The organism is Vibrio sp. KUL80 (assembly GCF_059725495.1).
In genome coordinates this window covers 108,177-127,023 of record NZ_AP045843.1, presented here as the reverse complement: position 1 = coordinate 127,023, position 18,847 = coordinate 108,177, and the positions used below count along the sequence as shown (strand labels likewise).

Genomic DNA, 18,847 nt, shown 5'->3' with positions numbered 1-18,847 from the left:
ATCGTGAACATGACAAACAAGGCAATGGTGATACTTGCGCTTATCGGTGCGGCCAACGTGGTCGCGAATGAGTTGGGTTATTCTCAAGCCGAGCTTCAAGCACTCGCGCAGCGTGAACAGCAAATGGCGCTTGCAGGGCGCGATAGTGTCGAGCAATGGACGCAAGCGGCGAATGACGCCAGTGCGCCGTTTGCCGAAGAAGCGCTGCGCATGCAGCAGCATTGGCAACAGCAACTTGATCCACGACATCTTCAAGGCGCTATCGATATCCCCGAGGCCACGCCCAATCCTTACGCGGCGCCAAGTGGCGTGATGGTCTTTGTGTCACTCACCATGCCCGATAGCTCGCTGCGTGCACTGTTAGCGCAAAGCGCAAAATGGCAAGTGCCTTTGGTGATCCGAGGGGTACTGCCCGAAGGGTTTCCGGCGACCGCGAATCGCATTCAATCCTTGGTACACCCAAAGCCAGACCAACCACTGATTGAAAGCGGCTTTGCCATCAATCCCGAGTGGTTTCACACCTTTAACATCCACGACGTGCCGACCTTTGTAGCGATTAAGCCAGGACACTGCTTACCAAAACAGACCTGTACAACGAGCGATTATGACATTGTTCGAGGCAATGTATCGCTAGAGCAAGCCTTGCAAACACTGAGCCGAGGCGATAACCCACAGGTAGTCAATGCCGTTCTTGCAAGGGGATCACAATGAACAATATTCATCGACTGCTTGCGGCTTTGGTTTTCAGTGTTCCTCTCGTCTTAAACGCAAGCGCGTTGAGTCAAGAGCAGCGCTATCAAAACAACGTGGGTTGGGCACAGAGCGCACAGCAAGGTATCACCAACCAAGCTCAAGGACATCTTAACGTCAATGATTACTGCGCTGACGCAGCGTGCGTCAGTGGCGTGCACAATCCACCGCAAAGTGGTCTCAGTAGCGCGCAAATCAACGATCAAAAGACCACAGAGTTTTTCTCGAATGAGCAGGCAGGGGCAATACAGGACAACTTCAATAAAGGCAAACCCAATGTACAAAACGATCCGGCCTATGAGTTTGCCTTGATTGGCCAAGAGCATGCTTTCGATATCGCCCACGGCAACAGCAACCCTTATGTCGATTGCGAATCAGGTCAACAGTGCTACCCCTACCCTGTGACCAAAAAGTGCAACGCACCAACGAACAATCCCGTCCCTTGTGAGAGAGTTCCCGTCGCGACCGTAGACTCGATTGGGGTGACGTATGTGTGTGAGTCAGGATGGACGTTGGATGGCATCGATTGTCGTCGCACACGAACCGAGTGTCGTTACGACTTCGCTAACAGGTACTATCAAAGAGGGGGGAATTGCATGAACTCCACCTCATATCGTAGGTGGGATGGGTCAATAATGCCGCCAATAACCACTTGGAAAGGGGAGTTAAAGGCCAGTACCAGCTACAGTTGCCGACAAGGCAAGCATAAAGGGTGGACAAAATCATGGGAAATCTGCGCTCACGTAGAAGACGTCGAACGCGCAACTCCCACGTGCCCTGACAGCTACACGTTAGTGGGGCACACCTGTGTACGTAACACGTTCACATGGCAAACCTTATGCACGCTATTGGCCGATTGTCATATGGTCTCTGAAACCTGCGTCGAAGGAGAAGAAACACGAACCGTCAATGGGATACCTACGTTCCTCCCTTGCTGGAAATACGAACGCATTCACCAATGCGAACTCGATGATACCTGTGGGGAGTTTGCCGAGTGCACCACGTTAGACACCACGTGCAGCTTGATGTTAAACGGTGTGTGTGTTGAGAATGAACTCTCCAAGGAGTGCACCGAAACCGAATGCCGAGCGAGCAACATGGTATGTGGTGAAGTGTCATTCTGTCTTGATGGGGATTGCTATAGTCCAATGCCAACGCCATCGAGTGATTTTGACAAAGCCGCTTCGAGTTTGGCGGCGCTAGGAGAAGCGGCCAAAGGTTTAGGGGACCCGCCGCTTATCTTCTCGGGCGAGAATTTGCAATGCACCGACAAGCCCCTTGGGTTTGCCAATTGCTGCGATGACGGCGGTTGGGGCACCAACATGGGCCTTGCTGGATGTGACGGTGAAGAGCAAGCCTTGGGAGAAGCAAAAGAAGCGGGCGTGACCGTATATTTGGGGGATTACTGCGCAGAGAGTGTTCTGGGTGTTTGTCTTCGCAAAAAGCAAAGTTATTGCGTGTTCGGCAGCAAGCTTGCTCGCATCATTCAAGTACAAGGGGTAAGAGGACAGTTGGGCATCAGTTTTGGCGGGCCAAATTCTGCTAAATGTGACCCGATCACGCCTGAGCAGCTTCAGCAAATTAACTTTGACGTGATTGATTTCTCGGACTTCTATGGCGACATGCACGCCAATGCAGACTTGCCAAGCAGCAGTGAAATCCAATCGCGTCTACAAAGCGCGTATGGAGGCAACGGATGAAACGACGTTCTCTTGCTTTCCTTCTCATGCTTATTCTGTCATGGCAAGGGCTGGCAAATACCGAGCAGCCCCCCGGCTGGCGATGGTATAACGAGCCAAGAATGATCGAGCCCAAACCAGAGCCGAAGCCACTGCCTCAAAACACCGCGCCGCCCGTAGAGACGGCGCCGCCAAAGCCTTTGAGCGCCACTGAGCAACTGGCGTGGTTCCAGGCCATGTATCAAGAAGCGCTGGCCGATGCCACCATCAATCCACACGATGAGCAAAAACAAAAGTTGGTGATGCAGCTGCATCAATACATTGGCGAGAAAACCTCCCAAACCGGTATGACCTTCAAAAAGGTGCTCGCAGAAAACCCCGAGCTCTCTTACACCAAAGACTACCCCGTTCAGCAAGCGGCACGGGGCACCTTTGTGGAAATGGAGCGGGCGAAGAAGGTATTGGCCGTCGCGCAGATGCGAGACGAAGGGTGGGGGTTTTTCTTTGTCTACAATGGCGGCGATGTGCTTAGCCAAGAGCTTGCCCCCTCGATGCAGCAATTTGCGGATACTTACGACATTGAATTGTTGGGCCTGTCCGAAGACGGCGTGTTTGTGGAGGGGATACGAGAGAACCGTCTCAATGAGGGCAAAGTCGTGGTGCCTTTTGAGCCTGCGCTTATTTTGGTGAACCCGACCACGGGCGAATTTAAGCCGCTTGCCTATGGCTTCATCGCACAAGATGAATTGCTTGGCCGCTTTTACAACGTCGCCACCGACTATCAGGTGCCCGATTTTTAACGATTTCGTCTCATAAACACCCAGATAAAAGTCCATCCGCAGACCGCGACATCGATGGATTAAGGGTGCGCTAATTCTTAAATGTGGCCCACACGAACCACAACAACACCATAGTCACTAACACCAACACCAAAATCTGGACGTAGTCGTCCACCAATAGCGCCTTTTCTACAAAGGCATTCCAGGCTTGCTCCATGCGCCACCCTTTCAATTACAGGACATAACCATGACAACACAGAACACGCTCGTATCTGCGTGGCGGGCCAAGGCCGTGGCGCAGTTCATCACTGACATTTTCACTACTACTATGCTGCCGAGGTAACCATTATGACTCACTTTCTCCGCCGACTCCGTGACCGTATCCTCGTTGCGGTGCTCACCTTTTTTCTCGGTCTGTCTAACGTCCATGCGTCAACGACTGAGCCGCAGTACGCCATGGTCTTGTTCTTTACCGGTTTGTGCCATGAATGCCAGACGTTTGCACCAACACTTAAGCGGTTCACGCAAAGGATGGGGTTGGAGACGTACGCGTTTACGCTCGATGGCCGCTCGCTACCTGAATACCCGGCCCCTATCCCATCCACGCCTGATATTGCGTCGAGCTTTTTTGAAAACCCAAGAAACATTACCGTTCCTGCCACCTTTTTAATCAACGTCAATACGCGCAAGTATGTACGTATCTCGGTCGGCAATGTAAATGAATGGGACCTATCACAAAGCGTGCAAGGCGCTTTAAACGACCCTGAAGTGATTGAGGCGATGCGATGAAAAAGACTTATTGCCGCAACACCTGCGCCCACTTATCCCCATTTTCGGTGCGCACTTGGCAGAACACATGGGGGATAAAGGCGATAACACTCGCATTAACAATGGGTTACATTGCATCGTCACCGGCGGCGAACGTGTCAGGCTCACTCGATGAGTTTTTTAACGATTTGGGCTATCACACCAATGTGTCGCAGCCCAACGCCTACAAAGGGCAATCGGCCAACTACTACAACGGCGGTTCACTGTATGTGCGCGCGCCTATCAAAAACGCGCAGCTCGCCACCGTCACATTCCCTACGGTCAAAATGGGCTGTGGCGGTATCGACGCCTTTATGGGTGGTTTTTCCCACATCAACGCCGATGAACTGGTTCAGTTTGGTAAAGCGGTGGTTCAAAATGCCGTCCCTTTTGCGGTGGACTTAGCGCTGCAAACCTGGGCACCACAAATCAAACAAATTCGAGACAATTTGCAGTCCATTGCTGACAAATGGCTCAATCAATCCATGAGCTCCTGCCAAGCCGCGCAAGCCACGGTAGGCGGGCTGATGGGGTTTGCCAGCAACGAAGCCAAGGTGCACGTTTGTGCGTCGATTGGTACTCATAACAATGTGTTCAGTGATTGGGTCGCGGCGCAGCACGAGTGTGGTGTGGGTGGCCAAACCGCCGCGCAGCTCAACAACGCCAACAACGACGCCTCATTGAAACCGATGACCAAGACCAGTCAAAACCTCGTGTGGTCCACCATTGCAGGCAATGGCTTTTTAAGTGGCGACGATGCACTGGCCGAGTTTTTGATGTCTCTGTCCGGCACGTTTATCTACGATGCGGCGGGCAATCCGAGCCATTACGCCAGCTTGCTTGAGGACAACAACAACATCATGCATGCACTGCTCGATGGCGGAAAAATGAACGTCTATCGCTGTGATGAGTACGACGACTGCCTTGCGCCAACCAAAGATGAATACACACTCGCCAAAGAAAAAGGGCTACAAACTCGCATTCATAACCTGCTTGTCGATATCTACACCAAGCTCGTCAATGATGAGCCACTGACCGACGAACAAAAGTCGTTCTTGGAGTACACCTCCACGCCGGTGTTGGTGATTTTTAGAAGCGCTATCCGCGCCTATAAATACCCCGACGTTGGAGCCCATTCGCGAGTGATTGCGGTCGAGCTACTTAATCGCTACCTCAATGACATGTTGAACGTGGTGCAGGTGTCGATGAGCGCGTCCACCATTGATCCCAAAGACGTCGTTATCATCACCAATAACATCTATCACGCCAAACAGTTTACGTCTGGATTGGCCGACCGAGAAATCCGACGGTTAGTGGAAGAAGCGCAGCTTATCGAAACGCACAAAATGGCCGATGACCGCTATTACTCCACGCTCAATGGCGATTTGGTTGACAACATCACCTTTGGAGACGAATAACATGATGACATTAGAGTACTACACCTACACCCAAGGCGCGGTGATAACGACCATCCTCAACGCCATCGCCACTTTTTTTAACACCGAGAATTTCGCGTCCTTGATGTTAATATCGGCCGCGATTGGGACCGTGTTAACCACGTTCTACTTTGCCGCGACGCGAAACCCGAAGCATTTAGCCATTTGGGCGGCGATTTTCACCTTAATGCCCGCTTGCCTGATTGAGACCAAGGTACGCATGCAAATCATTGATATGACCGAGCCCCACTCGATCTACTCGGTGGATAATGTGCCGCTTTTGGTTGCCCTGCCTTCATGGGCCGCAACGACCTTTATGGTGGGCATCACCGACGATTTGGAAGCGCTGTTCACCACCGTAGACGATGAGCGCTATGGGCGCACCGGCATGATGTTTGGTTCAAGCTTGTATCGGCTTTCAAGGCAATCCACCATTAAAAATCTCGAACTCAGGAAGGACTTCAACGACTTTTTCAAAAGCTGCCTAATTGATGATGTCGTGATTAACCGCAAATACACCTGGTCTCAGTTATTTGGTGCACCGGACATTTTTGCGTTTCTGGATAGTCAATCCATGAGCCCACTTCGCGGTATCATAAAAATGGATGGCACCTTTAAGACATGCCGAGAAGAATACCCGTCACTCAAGCAGCGCATAGAGGGCGAAGCGACCGATGTGTTGGGCGATATGGCGACGTACCTCTATGGCCCCAATGCCGCAGTTTATCAGGCGCACTTAAACAATGCGCTGAATCGAAGCTACGACAAGTATATTGGTATCAGCGACAACGCCGTCAATATTCTTAAACAAAACATGGCCATGAACGCTTTGCGATACGGCATCAACACCCTTGACCCCTCTGCGAACGCCATGAATTATGCGTACACCGCGAACAAAATGCAGCAAACCTCAGCGTGGGCAACGCTCGGCATGCAAGCTCGCGAGTTCTTACCCATGATGCAAACCTTGATGCTATTTGTGTTTTGTAGTGTCTCGTTCTTAGTCGCGGCAGCAGCGATGATACCGTCTCTGACTAAGTTAGTGCTGGTTAACTATCTTCGCACCTTTTTCTATCTCGCTACGTGGCCGATGTTGTTCGCCATCTTAAACGGCATCATGACCATCAGCTTAGAGCAAATGTCCATACCTAGAGCTGACCCGTTTAATGGCCTGTCGCTCTCTAACGCCAATGCGCTCGATGAGCTTCATCAGCGATTTGGCTACATGACAGGCTTTTTGATGATGTCGATACCCATCTTGGCCGGGAAAGTGCTGAGCGGCGGCGCCGCTGTAGTGCAAGGACTTAACTATCAACTGGCCAGCATGATAAACGCCACCAACACCCGTGTGTCACAATCGGCGTCCACCGGTAACATCGATTTTGGTAACTTGCAGATGCAAAACCACAGTTTCAACAACACCAACGCCAATAAGTTCGATGAAAACCTGGTGATGATGTCGGGCGTGTCCACGATACAAAACCCCAATGGCAGTTTGACGAAAACCTACCACGGCGATGGCAATCGACACACCTATCATGCGGAAAACACCCAATCGACGCCGCTGTGGTCAGCGCAGGTGCAAAGCATGGTCCAAAACAGTGTCCAAGACCAATACACCCACGCCCAAACCAAGCAGACGCAGCATATGACCGCACTGAGTGACAACATCAGCAAAGGGCTCAATATCAGTGACCGTTGGAACGACAATTGGACCCACAGCCAAAGCTATGGCGATGGCCATACCCACACCACCGATGGCACGATTTCACAAGGGCAATCGCAGATGCAAAGCGCCGTCAACACCCTGTCAGAGACCACCGGCTGGACTAAAGACCAGTCTCGCGCTTACCTTCACGCGGCGAGTGCTGGTATCGATGTGGGAACAGGTAAGGTACTTGGATTGATTGGTGCCAATGCTGGCGTGAAATGGAGCGATGAAGAGAGGGAAGCGTACTCAAACATGACCGCTGAGCAAAAACAAGCGCTCACTCAAAGCACGCAGCAATTCACCCAAGGCGCCAACTCGATGGTTCGAGCTGCCGGTCAAGTGGACACCAAAGAAAACCGCACGGGCGCTGAGCAATACGCCCACGACTTTGCCATCAACTATCAGCGCAATCAATCTCTGGCGACCAGCGTCAATCAATCCAACGCCGTGCTCGATACCCTGACGCAAATGAACTCTACACTGAAAACCGACAGCGCGACCTTCAATCAAAGTGCGATTGCTGGTTTCCAAGACTATTTGGAAAAAGGTACCGGCATGTCGCAAGGTGAAGTTGCCAATCTCATGACCGCCCGCACTCCTGAGCAACTGGCGGAAGTCAAAGGACATTATCAACGATACATGCAAAGCGACAGTTTTATTAAAAACTTCGATGTCGAGCCCCCTGCCCATCGCTATGCTGAGCTACAAAGCGATTACATCACCGCCGATGGCCACCCTGTGACCTTGACCTCGCAGCAAAAAGCGGTTGCCGCTGACACCGCTGCGAGTTATCAAGGCGATACCGAAACCACGGTAACCAAGGTCAAAGCAGCCAAAGGCAGTGATGACCTGTTCTATGACGCCACTTTCCGTAATGCAAGGGCCAACATCATCCTTGAAGGCGGTCACTTTAAAGGCCAAGCCGAGGCGCCGCCACCAAGCAGTAGTAATGGTGGTCAATCCGAGCTACAAACCGAGGTCAACAACCAAATTGATGGCGACCTTACCCCGACAAAAAAGAGCGCGAAAACCGATGGGTATCAATTGCATGACCAAAACCCTAATAAGTCGTCTTAATTTCTCAACGGTTCTAGCAAAGTGTGCAACCATACGCTTACAATAGCCTAAATGGTGACAAAAGGAGCACACCGATGAAACGACTACTGACCCTATTTGTGCTGCTACTGAGCATGGCACACGCTCACGCCGCGCCGTGGCAAAAAAGCCCGCAACTGGAGACATTGATAGTTCAGCTAAACACGCAGTACGCATCGAGCGAGCTTTTTGATATCGACAAGAGAAACATGAAGCGACCCGACAACCTCTCCTATTTCATAATGCACATCAATGAGAGGGGCACGCCGGAGCATGATGTACTCAAAGCGTACCTTTGGGGCACCCAAAAGGCGCTGCTGGATAGTAATCTCAACCAAATTCGAACTAACGTCACGCCGTGGTTTTGCCCCCCAGGAGGTCCAATTAATGGTCCGAGTTATTACGCACAGAATCGCACCGAGTTTATCGAAAATCTGATTTACGAGACCATCGAGTACCGACTTAAAAAAGAGCCCGACCTGTTTACTCGATACAATGGCGCTGGAGCCTTTATGCCACTCAATGGCCTTGTTCAATACGGGCTACAAGTCAAATACCCTTGCTTCCGACCTATTCCAGTCGAGCACCGCATCGCGAACTGGGTTTACTAAACCACAGGCCGCACCCTTTGCGGCCTGACTAAGCACCACCCTACACCGTTATTTTCCTGTCACGTATCGGGCCGCCGAGCCTGTTGCGCGCCTATTTACGTGCCTACAAGGAGAGCGTATGCACAATCCGAGTCGAGAAAAAGGCAGTCACTTCACACGAGGTGGCCAAATCACCTTCCATTCCATCCGTATGTTCGTTCAAGTGAACAATGTGTTGGCTAAGTACCTGGCGTGGGGCGTGGTCGCGATGACCCTTGCGCTCGTGGCGATACGGTCCCAACCGAACTCGTTTTACGGCGAGTTCTACTACTGGCGCAACTGGATGTACGCGAAATTGGGCAAGTCTCTGACTAGCGACGTCACCACTATTTGGGAGGGCCAGCGCTACAAAGACACCCTTGGCAATCAGCTCCACAATCCAGTATTGCTCGATTTGCATGACGCGCTTTGGTATGACGCCAAGGTCTACTTTCTCATTAGCTTATTAGCAGCGTTCGGCATTTTTAGTCTCTGTCTGTGGTTTTTTAAGCGCCAAGGCCAAGAGCAAAGTAAAGATTTTCACATTCGGGGTTTTCAACTGGCTGAGCCCGCCGTTATCACCAAAGCGCTCAAAGCCTGCGCCAAAGACAACAAAAAGCGCGGCTATGGCGATGGCTCTATTTCCAAATTCTCGCTCGATGGTCACCGCTTACTTAAGCAACACTTTGAAGTTCAGCAGCTATTGATTGACGGCACCACAGGGGCCGGTAAGTCGGTACTGATACGCAAGATCGTCCGCTGGATAAAGGCGCGAGGCGATAAGGCGATTGTTTACGATAAAGGCTGCACCTTTGTAAGCAAGTTCTATGATCCAAACGAAGACATCATTCTCAATCCCTTTGATAAGCGCTGCACCAACTGGGATGTGTGGAGTGATGCCTTTGAAGCGCCCGATTTTGAGAACATGGCCGCAGCACTGATTCCGCAGCACGGCGACGGTGATCCGTTCTGGGTCGATTCCGCACGAACGATTTTTTCCTCCACGGCTTATCGCATGACACTCGATGGTAAGCCATGCACCACCGAGCGCTTGCTCACGCTCATTCTGACCTCTGAGCTTGAAACCCTTGGTAGCTTCCTAAAAGGGACCGAATCGGCGTCATTGGTTTCGAATGACATCAAAAAGACGGCGATTTCAATCAAATCGGTACTGGCGACTTACATCAAAAGTCTTCGCTTTTTGGATGGACTCAATGACAAAGAGCGTCCTGAAAAACTCAGAGAGCGGTTTTCTATCACCAAGTGGGTTCAAGACGATGAGCAAAAAGGGTTGTTGTTCCTATCAAGTAACGCGCAGCAACACGCCTCGCTTAGACCGCTTATCTCCATGTGGCTGGCCATTGCCTCGAACGCCATTTTGGGACTCAAAGAAGACGAAAACCGCCGTATTTGGGTCATCATGGATGAAATGCCATCCCTTCATAAACTGCCCGAGCTTGGCTCCATCATTGCCGAGGTACGTAAGTTTGGTGGCTGCTTCTTAATTGGCCTTCAATCCTACGCGCAGCTCACCAAAACCTATGGCCGCAATGCCGCTGACGAAATGTTTGACCTGCTCAACACCCGTTTCTACTTCCGCGCACCCTCGGCACAAATGGCGCAAATTTCATCCAAAGATTTGGGCGAGCAAGAGGTCGATGTCTCGAAAGAGAACGTGTCCTATGGTGCGAATACCCTGCGTGATGGTGTGTCCCTCGGTCACCAAACCATCACCCGTCCTGTCGTCTCGTCCAGTGAAATCCAAGCGCTCGATGACTTGCAATGTTATCTACGCAGTCCAGGCACAAGCTACATCACTCGCCTTGATTTGCAGTTCGATAAGATGCGCGATGTCGCTGCAGCGTTTGATAAGCGCAACATTGTGCTCTCTAAGGCTATGCAAAAAGCGTATGAACAAACGGTCTATCACGAAGTGGTGGCCCCAGGCATTCACCTTAGCCGCGAAGAAGCTCAAAAGCTTTACGATGCGCAACGTGCGCGCTTTGAAGACGATGAGCAAATGCACTTCGAGACCGATGAAATTCGCCCTGTGATGACCAGTGACACGGTCAATGATATGCGAAACACCGCGCTGCGAGAGGACGAAGCGAAACGCGAGCAACAGTATCAAGAGAATGCGCAGCGTGAAGTGGAAGAAGCGGCGATTCAGCAAGAGCCCGAAGTCCATGACCTTTCAAACTAATCTCCACTAATCACAAGAGGATTTTCAATGAAACATCTCATTATTCTAGTCGCAGCCCTTAACTCAACACCTTTGTGGGCCGATGCACAGGATACCGAAAGCTTGAACTCATACGATGCGTTTATGCAGAGCTTGCAGCAATTTTGCCCGCATTGTGAAGAGGCATTGAGGCTCACTTTGGAGTCGTTAAATCAAAAGTGCGATTTTCCTTTGACGGTCGATAATGCGAAATTCATCGTCACTGACCACCCTATCTATGCTCTGACACTCAGCGCAAACACCATGCTTGCGGACAATGAAACCGCCAAAAAGTCCTTCAATGACGCCGTTGCCAATAGTGTGGAATGTTGGGATACACCTAAATGGCTTAAATCGTTAGAGCCCACGTTCAAAGAACGCCCACACCAAAGCATGGGAGGCGAGTGATGCCGCGTTCAAGCAGAATCAACCCCCTTCCAACTGAGCCTCAATCTTTTGGGCAACAGACCTTACTGATTTTAAATAATGTGACGTTGTCACACTCGACATTCTTATCGAAAAAGAGTGGCGTTACTTCATCGTCACATCTCAAGAAGCAAAACACCTTTTGGCGAAATATCCACTATGCGGATATCTAATTAATCACTCACACAAGGAGTAATACCATGGCAACACGTGGGATCAACAAAGTGATTTTGGTGGGCAACTTGGGCCAAGATCCAGAAGTACGTTACATGCCAAACGGCGACCCCGTCGCCAACCTCACCCTCGCCACCTCAGAAACGTGGCGAGACAAAGCGACCGGCGAGCAGCGCGAGAAAACCGAATGGCACCGCGTCGCGCTCTTTGGTGGCGTCGCCGAAGTCGCGGGAAGTTATCTTCGAAAAGGCTCGCAGATCTATATTGAAGGCAAACTTGAAACCCGAAAATGGCAGGACCAAAGTGGTCAAGACCGTTACACCACCGAAGTGGTCGTGCGTGGCTTTAATGGCATCATGCAAATGCTGGGTAATCGAGCGAATGGCGAAAAGCAGCCACTTCCACAGCAGCAAGGATGGGGACAGCCACAGCAACCCGCTCAGCAAAAACCGCCCGTCCAGCAGCCACAGTACAATGAGCCACCGATGGATTTTGACGACGACATTCCGTTTGCCCCTCTGTGTCTACAACATCCAAAGCTGGCGCACGCCATCTAACTCGCTTTACATTCATAAAACGAATGAATGTGAATTTTTCATCAAACTTTTCGCGGCGTTATCACTCACTTACTGCTTTATGGTACGGTCTTGGAGGATGCTTAGGCGGGTTTCAATCACATCCGTCCAGTACAAAATATTCTAGGCGGTTTTGGTATCACCCTTTTCAGGCCCGACTTCAACCTGTTGAGTGTGGCGTACAACATCAAAACTAAGCCTTGGATGACCCTGTCTAAGCATCTTTTCCTCAGTGAGTTCGACGCGTCGATCATCAATGTCACCAAAAGTAGTCAAGCTGCTTCATTCTGATACAATGCCTCTGGGCGCTTAGACCATCTGTGTTTAAGCGTTGCCTAAATGCAGATGTGAAAAAGCCCCGGATGAACTATAAATTCAAACGAGGCCCTATCATGTATAAGCAACTTGATAATAGCCTCTTACTTACTAGGAGGCAAGTTATGCCGAAGAAAACCGCCCTGGTGGTGCTCGTGGTGCTGTGTTGCACCACGGTGTTATTAACTGCGCTCTTTCGAGACTCACTGTGTGAGCTTCATTATAAGAGCCAAACCAATGACCTTCGAATAAGCCTTGCCTACGAAGCGAAGTAAGATAAGGTCAGGTCGCAAGGGGAAACCCTTGCGACTGCCTTTATCCTTTTGCCGATATCACGTCTAAGCGCCCCTACTTTTGGTGATTTCCACGACAAGGAAACCACCGTTATGATGTCCATCAGTCCACTAAAATCCGCCGCTGGCGCGTCTCAGTATTATCTCAAAGAAGAAGATCCCAAAGACTTGCCCGACATGGTGCTAGAGCCAAGCGGCGAGCGTGAAGACGGATCGTCTTCCAGTTCCCAAAACTACTACCTCAAAGAGCAAAGCCAAGGCGAGCACACCTTTTGGCACGGCAAACTGGCCGAAGAAGCCGGATTGCTTGGCAAACCCGTAGAGCAAGCCACCTTAGAATCGGTGCTGTCAGGACAGCTCGGAGAGGAGACCATCAAAGGCAAACGAAGCGACCACAAGAGCGGGTTAGACTTGACCTTTTCAGCCCCGAAAGGCGTGTCCATTCTCGCCCTTGCAGGCGGTGATAGCCGTCTGATTGATTTGCACGACAATGCTGTCAAATACGTGCTTGATGAGATCGAGAAAGACGTCGCGCAGGTAGTCGCTAAGAATGACAAAGGGGAGCGCGAGTTTGTGAACACCGACTCGATGATTTTTGCGGTCGTTCGCCACAAAACCAGCCGTGAGAACGATGTTCAAGTTCACTCTCATGCGTTGGCGGCCAACATGACCCGTGACGATGAAGACAAGCTTCGCACCCTCGCCTCGACCATAAAGCAAAAAGGCGGCGTCATTAATGGCTCCAGCGAGCGTATCTACAACTTTCAAAAGTACTACGGCGCGTTATATCACAGCAAGCTCGCCCATGATGCCGAGCTTATCGGCTATCAAACCCACGGCGTGGGCAACGGCCAGATGGATATTTCTGGCGTGCCTGAAAACTTGAAAGACGCGTTCTCAACCCGAAGCAAACAGATAGAGCAAAGCGTGTTGGATTTGGGTTATCAGTCGAGGGCGTCAAAAGATGCTGCCGCCCTCGATACCCGTAAAGCCAAAACCCACCAAAGTGATGCCACCCTCAATACAAAATGGCAACAGACCGTCAAGGCCAACGGTTATCAGCCCGAAACCTTGGTGACCGAGGCGCAAAAAGCCACCAAGCAGGAACATGACCCAAATCAAGTTGCCAAGGAAGCCTTTGGCTTAGCCATCGCACACCTTGGCCAGTACAACACTGCCCTGCGGCTCGAAAAGGTCATTGAACTCGCGGCCTCTGACTTTACCAAAGGAGGCGTGCAAGCCAATGCTCTAGATTTGAAAATGGTCGCTGATCACGCCATTAAATCAGGCGAGCTCATCCCTTTAGAAACCAAAGGCACTTTTACCACCAAACAGTTGCTTGATACCGAGAAGGCGCTCATTGAGGTGACTCAAGGCCGAGCCTCCAATATGAGGGTGAGGCCAGAGCGCAATGTGATGCAAGCCTTATCGCTGAGCAAAGAAAACCAAAACAAAGTGACCCACGTTTACGAGTCCACAGGGCAATTTCAGCTTATTAATGTCGCGGGTCACTCACAGCAAATCGCCGAGAGTCTTCTTAATGTCGGCAATGCATCAGGAAAACGGATTCATTTTATTTCTCAAACGGGCAAAGCCGCGCATGACAACAACCAAAAGGTGACACGCAAAAGCCCAACCTTTGCCACCTGGATAAAAAACCTATTCACAAAGGACAATCGCCACACCATGACGGGCTTTTTAAGTAACACCCCTTCCATGACCAACAAAGACGTGCTTATCATCGATGATGCGGGGAAAATGAGTGCCAACGAGCTCATTGAACTCTCACTGAAAGCAAAAATATCCCAAACCAAGGTACTGTTTGTTAATAACGTTTCCAAGCGACAAGGTTTTAAGGCGCACAGTGCGATTGATGTCCTCTCAAAAGGGCACGTTGATACCATTTCGTGGGTCAACAACCGCCAATCAAACAGTCACTTGTACCTGCACAAGCAAAACGTGCAGCATATTGCTGAGGTGTACGCTGATACCCCAAACAAAGCCGAAGTGCAAGTCTTGGCAACCTCTAAGCCGGAGCAAAAGCAGCTAGAAACCGCTATCCGAGACCAGCTCAAAAACGAGGGGCAATTGGCACGCTCGGGCGTGTCGGTTTCAGTAGACACGCAAGTGCCCCATTACCTGTCATCAAGTCAAAAGCAAATCGCTCAACACTACAAAGCGGGGATGACGCTGCGCACATGGAAATACAAAAAACCGGTGGACTACCTTGTGATTGGCTCAAATCCCTACAGCAATACCGTTCAAGCGATGGACAAACAAACTGGCGATGAGCTGACACTAAACCCTCAATCGGCGTCGTTTAAATCCGCGAACTACCAACTGTTTAAACCCGACCGACTCGATATCGCCATTGGCGAAAGGCTTCACTCGACCGCCTCACATTTTGCATCGGGCCTCAAAGCGCACAACCAATATGTGGTGAGTGACATTCAAGGGGAGACCATTACCTTGACGCCACACAAAGGTGAGCCGTTCACCACCTCGCGCCAGGATTTAAAAGACGCACCGCTTCACTACGACTACGTGCGAATGGCCACACACATTGACAACAAACCCCACACCATTGTTTCGTCCAAGAGCTACGCCCTGTCAAAGCAGTTGACCGAAGAGCTGAGCCTCAAGAGTGAGCGCGTCGATATCTTTACGGATAATCAAGAGAAGGCCAACGTGCTACTTAATAAGAACGAGGTACGCCCCTCGTCAATTGAGCGAGTCGTCTCAGCGTATCAATCCACCCACGACCGCTACTTATCAGAGGTGACCACGGAGACACTGAAAAGCGACATTACCGCCGCGTTCGATACGGTGTTTAAAATCCAAAACCGCACCACGGCAGAAAAAGCCGTAGAGTTTGCCTTGAATCACTTGTCCGAGCGAGAGGCCGGTTTTACCCAAAAAGCGCTCGTGGTCGAAGCGGTTCGCTATGCTTTTGAGGTCGAAGGCAATGCCGTTACCAAAAACAGCATTATCGATGCGCTCAACGCACACACCGATACCCTATCGGCAGAATACAGCGATGGCACCCGCTGGACCACGCACGCCGCCATCGAAATGGAAAAACACATCTTGTCCAACATCGACAAAGGCAAGGACGATGCACCGGCGTTTGCCACTCAGCGTCAAATCACGCGCTACCTTGACGGCAAACCGAGGCTCACTCAAGGGCAAAAGGACGCCATCACCCTGATATCTCGTACCGAAGACCGCTTTGTTGCGGTGCAGGGTTTAGCCGGTACAGGTAAATCAACCATGCTTGAGTCCAATATCGAGCTTATCCGCCTTTCTGCAGACGCTCTGGCTGCGAGCAAAGCCAAACCCAACCGCATCATTGGCCTCGCTCCAACCCACGCCGCCGTAGGTGAGCTTGAAGCCAAAGGCGTCAAAGCCCAAACCCTTGAAAGCCTTTTGACCGACATCCGAAGCGGTCGCCAAGTCCCGGACAACTATCACAATACCCTGTTCTTTCTTGATGAGAGTTCGATGGTAAGCAACGAGCAAGCCAAAGAATTTACCAACCTTGTGCTTCAAAGTGGCTCCAAAGCGACCTTTTTGGGCGATAGAGAGCAGCTTTTGTCACTGAGTGCGGGTAAACCGTTTGAGCTCGCCATGAACCAAGGCCGCATCGATACGGCCTACATGACCGACATCGTTCGTCAGCAAAATAAACAAACGCTTGGCGCCGTGCACAACATTGTCGATAAGCAGCCAGACAGTGCACTAGATAAACTGCGACAGCAAGCGCCTGATACCAACGGCATCACCGAACACGTCATCTCAACGCTCGACCCTAACCAGAAAAACAAACGCCTAGCAGCGCAGCAAGCCACGGAAATGCTGCCTCATCGCGTGGCGCAAGACTACCTAAGCCGAACACCAGAGACGCGCGCTAACACACTTATCATCGCCTACACCAACCAAGAGCGGGATGACATTACCGAGCCGATACGCGAAGGACGACAAACCATGAAAGAGCTCGGCACCGAAAACATCATCACCAACCGACTGCGTTCGACAGGTGCGAGTCGTGAAGAGCTTGCCACCATGATGCCGTATCAAAAGGGGTTGGTTCTGAGCACTAAGCCAGGGGAGTACAGCGTCATTACCCACGTCGATAGCGAGCATGGTATCGTGACCATTAAAGACACCGACACAGGCAAAGAAAAACCCTTCTTACCCATGCATCGAGAGCATAAGTTCACCGGTCTGTTCTCGGTTTCACAAAAGCCATTATCAACCAATGACGCCATCATGACGCGTTTTACCGATAAAGCGAGAGGCATCAAAGCCAACGTTGAGTACACGGTCACCAGTGCGACAAAACAGCGCATCACCGCCATCGACGCAGATGGCCAAAGACTATCAATTAAGCCAGATGATTTGAAAGACGGTCACTGGGATTACGCGTACACACGCACAGCTGATATGGCGCAGGGGGCAACGTATGACCACATTATTACGGCCATTAAAGGCAAAGGGGTATTAACGGATTTGCGCCGTGCTTATATTGATTTTGGCCGAGCCACGACGCACGTTCGCTTATATACCGATAATACTAAAGCGATGATGAAAAGCTGGCTATCGAAAGAGGTGAATAAAGCCAGCGCCATTGAAACTGCGGATCAAATACCGCCTACCATTCATACTTATTTTAATGATAATCCCCTACCTCATGAAGACATTCGCTATCAAAATGCCAGTGGCGACTTTGACTGGAATAAATACAAAGCGCGTATTGATACCGAACTGCCTAAGTACACCGAAAGCCTTGCGAAGCATTATTTAGGCAAACCCAATGCCTCAAAATCCGACCGCGACTATTTAACCTTTGGCACCGGAAAAACCGCCTTAAAAGTGACCTTAACGGGTGAGTATCGTGGTTATTTCAAAGACTATACAACAGGGGAAAAAGGCTCACTCATTAACCTTATTATGAGCAAGGAATCAATGTCCTACAAAGACGCCATGGCGCATGCGAATAGTATGTTGGATAACCCCAAAGACTATCAATTAGAGGCAAACCTCAATCACGACAAACTCACCGCCACCAAACCCAAACATATCGCACAATTTGAAGCGCGAGCGAAACAATATCAAAGCGAGAGCATTGCCATTACCGACACACCCGCTGAGCATTATTTGACCAAACTTGGTATAAAGGATACTAATAATCCGAATGTGACCTATCACGGCGCCGTCTATTCGTCTGAAACTCGCTCAACTCACCCCGCTATGGTCACGAACATTCACGATAGTAAAGGAGAAACCAAAGCGGTGGAAATAACTTATCTCACTTATGAGGGTGATATCAATAACGAGTTAAAGGTGAACCCACGATTATTAGGAACGAAATCAAAGCACCACACCGACTTTCATCAGGGCAGCGATTTGCACACGTCGATTATCACGACTTCTGTCAGTGATGCGTATCAGGTTCGTGATAACACGGGCGGCCAGTTTGATATTGTCAATGTGAATCATAAGAATGACATTCAGAATCTTTCCGCCGATGAACTTCGCCAACATGTGATAATTATCCTTAGCCAAGGCAATACGGATTTAAATCAAAACAACATAACGAAAATCATGGAAAACCTTCAAGGTCGCCACGTTGATATTATCGACTCAAATAACTTGGAGAGAAACATTAAAGAGTGCATCAGCAAGATGGATGAAAAAGACCGTTATTCTGAGCTAGATCCTGAGCATCGTGATGATTTAAATAAGGACAAGGAACCACAGCAAACTGAACTCGACAGGCAGTCGAGAGACATAATGTTAGAGAATGAATCGAAGTCACTGGAACACTTTGAAAGTAGCCAATCGAAATCTCAGCACGAACTAGACTTTGATAAACAAGACCATCAACATAATGACCGAGAGGAGCGTGAACTCGAAAAAGAATTAGAGCGTTAACTCCCCTTCCAACCCGTGAATAA

At 50.3% G+C, this 18,847-nt stretch carries 13 protein-coding genes; 12 read left to right on the top strand and 1 reads right to left on the bottom strand.

Annotation, left to right across the window (positions count from 1 at the left end; all coding sequences use genetic code 11):
• Nucleotides 1-9 precede the first annotated feature (9 nt).
• From trbC to traF (AC6I8U_RS25755), 3 genes are read left to right on the top strand one after another with little or no spacing between them, the layout of a single operon-like run.
• Complete coding sequence (gene trbC, locus AC6I8U_RS25765) at nt 10-711, top strand: type-F conjugative transfer system pilin assembly protein TrbC (protein ID WP_498019878.1); 702 nt, start codon at nt 10-12, stop codon at nt 709-711.
• Entirely contained in the window at nt 708-2,450 is a 1,743-nt protein-coding gene (traN, locus tag AC6I8U_RS25760; protein ID WP_498019686.1) for a type-F conjugative transfer system mating-pair stabilization protein TraN, read from the top strand. The genes trbC and traN overlap by 4 nt, the downstream gene beginning before the upstream one ends.
• A complete protein-coding gene (gene traF, locus AC6I8U_RS25755) occupies nt 2,447-3,229 on the top strand; it encodes a type-F conjugative transfer system pilin assembly protein TraF (protein ID WP_498019685.1) in 783 nt (260 codons plus the stop codon). Before traN ends, traF (AC6I8U_RS25755) begins: the two co-directional genes overlap by 4 nt.
• 70 nt (nt 3,230-3,299) lie before the next feature.
• Here the strand turns inward: traF (AC6I8U_RS25755) and AC6I8U_RS25750 are convergent, their stop codons facing one another.
• A complete protein-coding gene (locus AC6I8U_RS25750; protein ID WP_498019684.1) occupies nt 3,300-3,425 on the bottom strand; it encodes a hypothetical protein in 126 nt (41 codons plus the stop codon).
• Between the two features lie 131 nt (nt 3,426-3,556).
• Between AC6I8U_RS25750 and traF (AC6I8U_RS25745) the strand changes: the two genes are divergently transcribed.
• The 9 genes from traF (AC6I8U_RS25745) (at nt 3,557) to traI (ending at nt 18,824) form a co-directional block, all read left to right on the top strand.
• Nucleotides 3,557-3,997: a conjugal transfer protein TraF gene (traF, locus tag AC6I8U_RS25745; RefSeq protein WP_498019683.1), complete on the top strand. Its 441-nt coding sequence runs from the start codon at nt 3,557-3,559 to the stop codon at nt 3,995-3,997.
• Nucleotides 3,994-5,433: a conjugal transfer protein TraH gene (locus AC6I8U_RS25740; RefSeq protein ID WP_498019682.1), complete on the top strand. Its 1,440-nt coding sequence runs from the start codon at nt 3,994-3,996 to the stop codon at nt 5,431-5,433. Before traF (AC6I8U_RS25745) ends, AC6I8U_RS25740 begins: the two co-directional genes overlap by 4 nt.
• Before the next feature lies 1 nt (nt 5,434).
• Nucleotides 5,435-8,239 (top strand): conjugal transfer protein TraG N-terminal domain-containing protein, encoded by a 2,805-nt coding sequence (locus tag AC6I8U_RS25735; RefSeq protein ID WP_498019875.1) that lies wholly within the window; start codon nt 5,435-5,437, stop codon nt 8,237-8,239.
• A 74-nt stretch (nt 8,240-8,313) separates the two neighbouring features.
• A complete protein-coding gene (locus tag AC6I8U_RS25730) occupies nt 8,314-8,868 on the top strand; it encodes a hypothetical protein (protein WP_498019874.1) in 555 nt (184 codons plus the stop codon).
• A 118-nt stretch (nt 8,869-8,986) separates the two neighbouring features.
• Nucleotides 8,987-11,089 (top strand): type IV conjugative transfer system coupling protein TraD, encoded by a 2,103-nt coding sequence (traD, locus tag AC6I8U_RS25725; protein ID WP_498019873.1) that lies wholly within the window; start codon nt 8,987-8,989, stop codon nt 11,087-11,089.
• 27 nt (nt 11,090-11,116) lie between these two features.
• Nucleotides 11,117-11,515 (top strand): hypothetical protein, encoded by a 399-nt coding sequence (locus tag AC6I8U_RS25720; RefSeq protein WP_498019872.1) that lies wholly within the window; start codon nt 11,117-11,119, stop codon nt 11,513-11,515.
• A 218-nt stretch (nt 11,516-11,733) separates the two neighbouring features.
• Nucleotides 11,734-12,264 (top strand): single-stranded DNA-binding protein, encoded by a 531-nt coding sequence (locus AC6I8U_RS25715; RefSeq protein ID WP_498019871.1) that lies wholly within the window; start codon nt 11,734-11,736, stop codon nt 12,262-12,264.
• A 458-nt stretch (nt 12,265-12,722) separates the two neighbouring features.
• Nucleotides 12,723-12,872 carry a Hok/Gef family protein gene (locus AC6I8U_RS25710; protein WP_498019870.1) on the top strand — a complete coding sequence of 50 codons (150 nt, stop codon included), beginning with the start codon at nt 12,723-12,725 and terminating at the stop codon, nt 12,870-12,872.
• 111 nt (nt 12,873-12,983) lie between these two features.
• Nucleotides 12,984-18,824, top strand: a complete 5,841-nt coding sequence (gene traI / locus AC6I8U_RS25705) for a conjugative transfer relaxase/helicase TraI (RefSeq protein WP_498019869.1) — start codon at nt 12,984-12,986, stop codon at nt 18,822-18,824.
• Nucleotides 18,825-18,847: the final 23 nt, after the last annotated feature.

Excerpts from the sequence above, each read along its gene's own strand:
- AC6I8U_RS25715 (WP_498019871.1), top strand. The coding sequence starts at position 11,734 with ATGGCAACACGTGGGATCAACAAAGTGATTTTGGTGGGCAACTTGGGC.
- traN (WP_498019686.1), top strand. The coding sequence starts at position 708 with ATGAACAATATTCATCGACTGCTTGCGGCTTTGGTTTTCAGTGTTCCT.
- AC6I8U_RS25710 (WP_498019870.1), top strand. The coding sequence starts at position 12,723 with ATGCCGAAGAAAACCGCCCTGGTGGTGCTCGTGGTGCTGTGTTGCACC.
- AC6I8U_RS25740 (WP_498019682.1), top strand. The coding sequence starts at position 3,994 with ATGAAAAAGACTTATTGCCGCAACACCTGCGCCCACTTATCCCCATTT.
- AC6I8U_RS25750 (WP_498019684.1), bottom strand. The coding sequence starts at position 3,425 with ATGGAGCAAGCCTGGAATGCCTTTGTAGAAAAGGCGCTATTGGTGGAC.
- AC6I8U_RS25735 (WP_498019875.1), top strand. The coding sequence starts at position 5,435 with ATGATGACATTAGAGTACTACACCTACACCCAAGGCGCGGTGATAACG.
- AC6I8U_RS25730 (WP_498019874.1), top strand. The coding sequence starts at position 8,314 with ATGAAACGACTACTGACCCTATTTGTGCTGCTACTGAGCATGGCACAC.
- traF (WP_498019683.1), top strand. The coding sequence starts at position 3,557 with ATGACTCACTTTCTCCGCCGACTCCGTGACCGTATCCTCGTTGCGGTG.
- traF (WP_498019685.1), top strand. The coding sequence starts at position 2,447 with ATGAAACGACGTTCTCTTGCTTTCCTTCTCATGCTTATTCTGTCATGG.
- traI (WP_498019869.1), top strand. The coding sequence starts at position 12,984 with ATGATGTCCATCAGTCCACTAAAATCCGCCGCTGGCGCGTCTCAGTAT.
- traD (WP_498019873.1), top strand. The coding sequence starts at position 8,987 with ATGCACAATCCGAGTCGAGAAAAAGGCAGTCACTTCACACGAGGTGGC.
- AC6I8U_RS25720 (WP_498019872.1), top strand. The coding sequence starts at position 11,117 with ATGAAACATCTCATTATTCTAGTCGCAGCCCTTAACTCAACACCTTTG.
- trbC (WP_498019878.1), top strand. The coding sequence starts at position 10 with ATGACAAACAAGGCAATGGTGATACTTGCGCTTATCGGTGCGGCCAAC.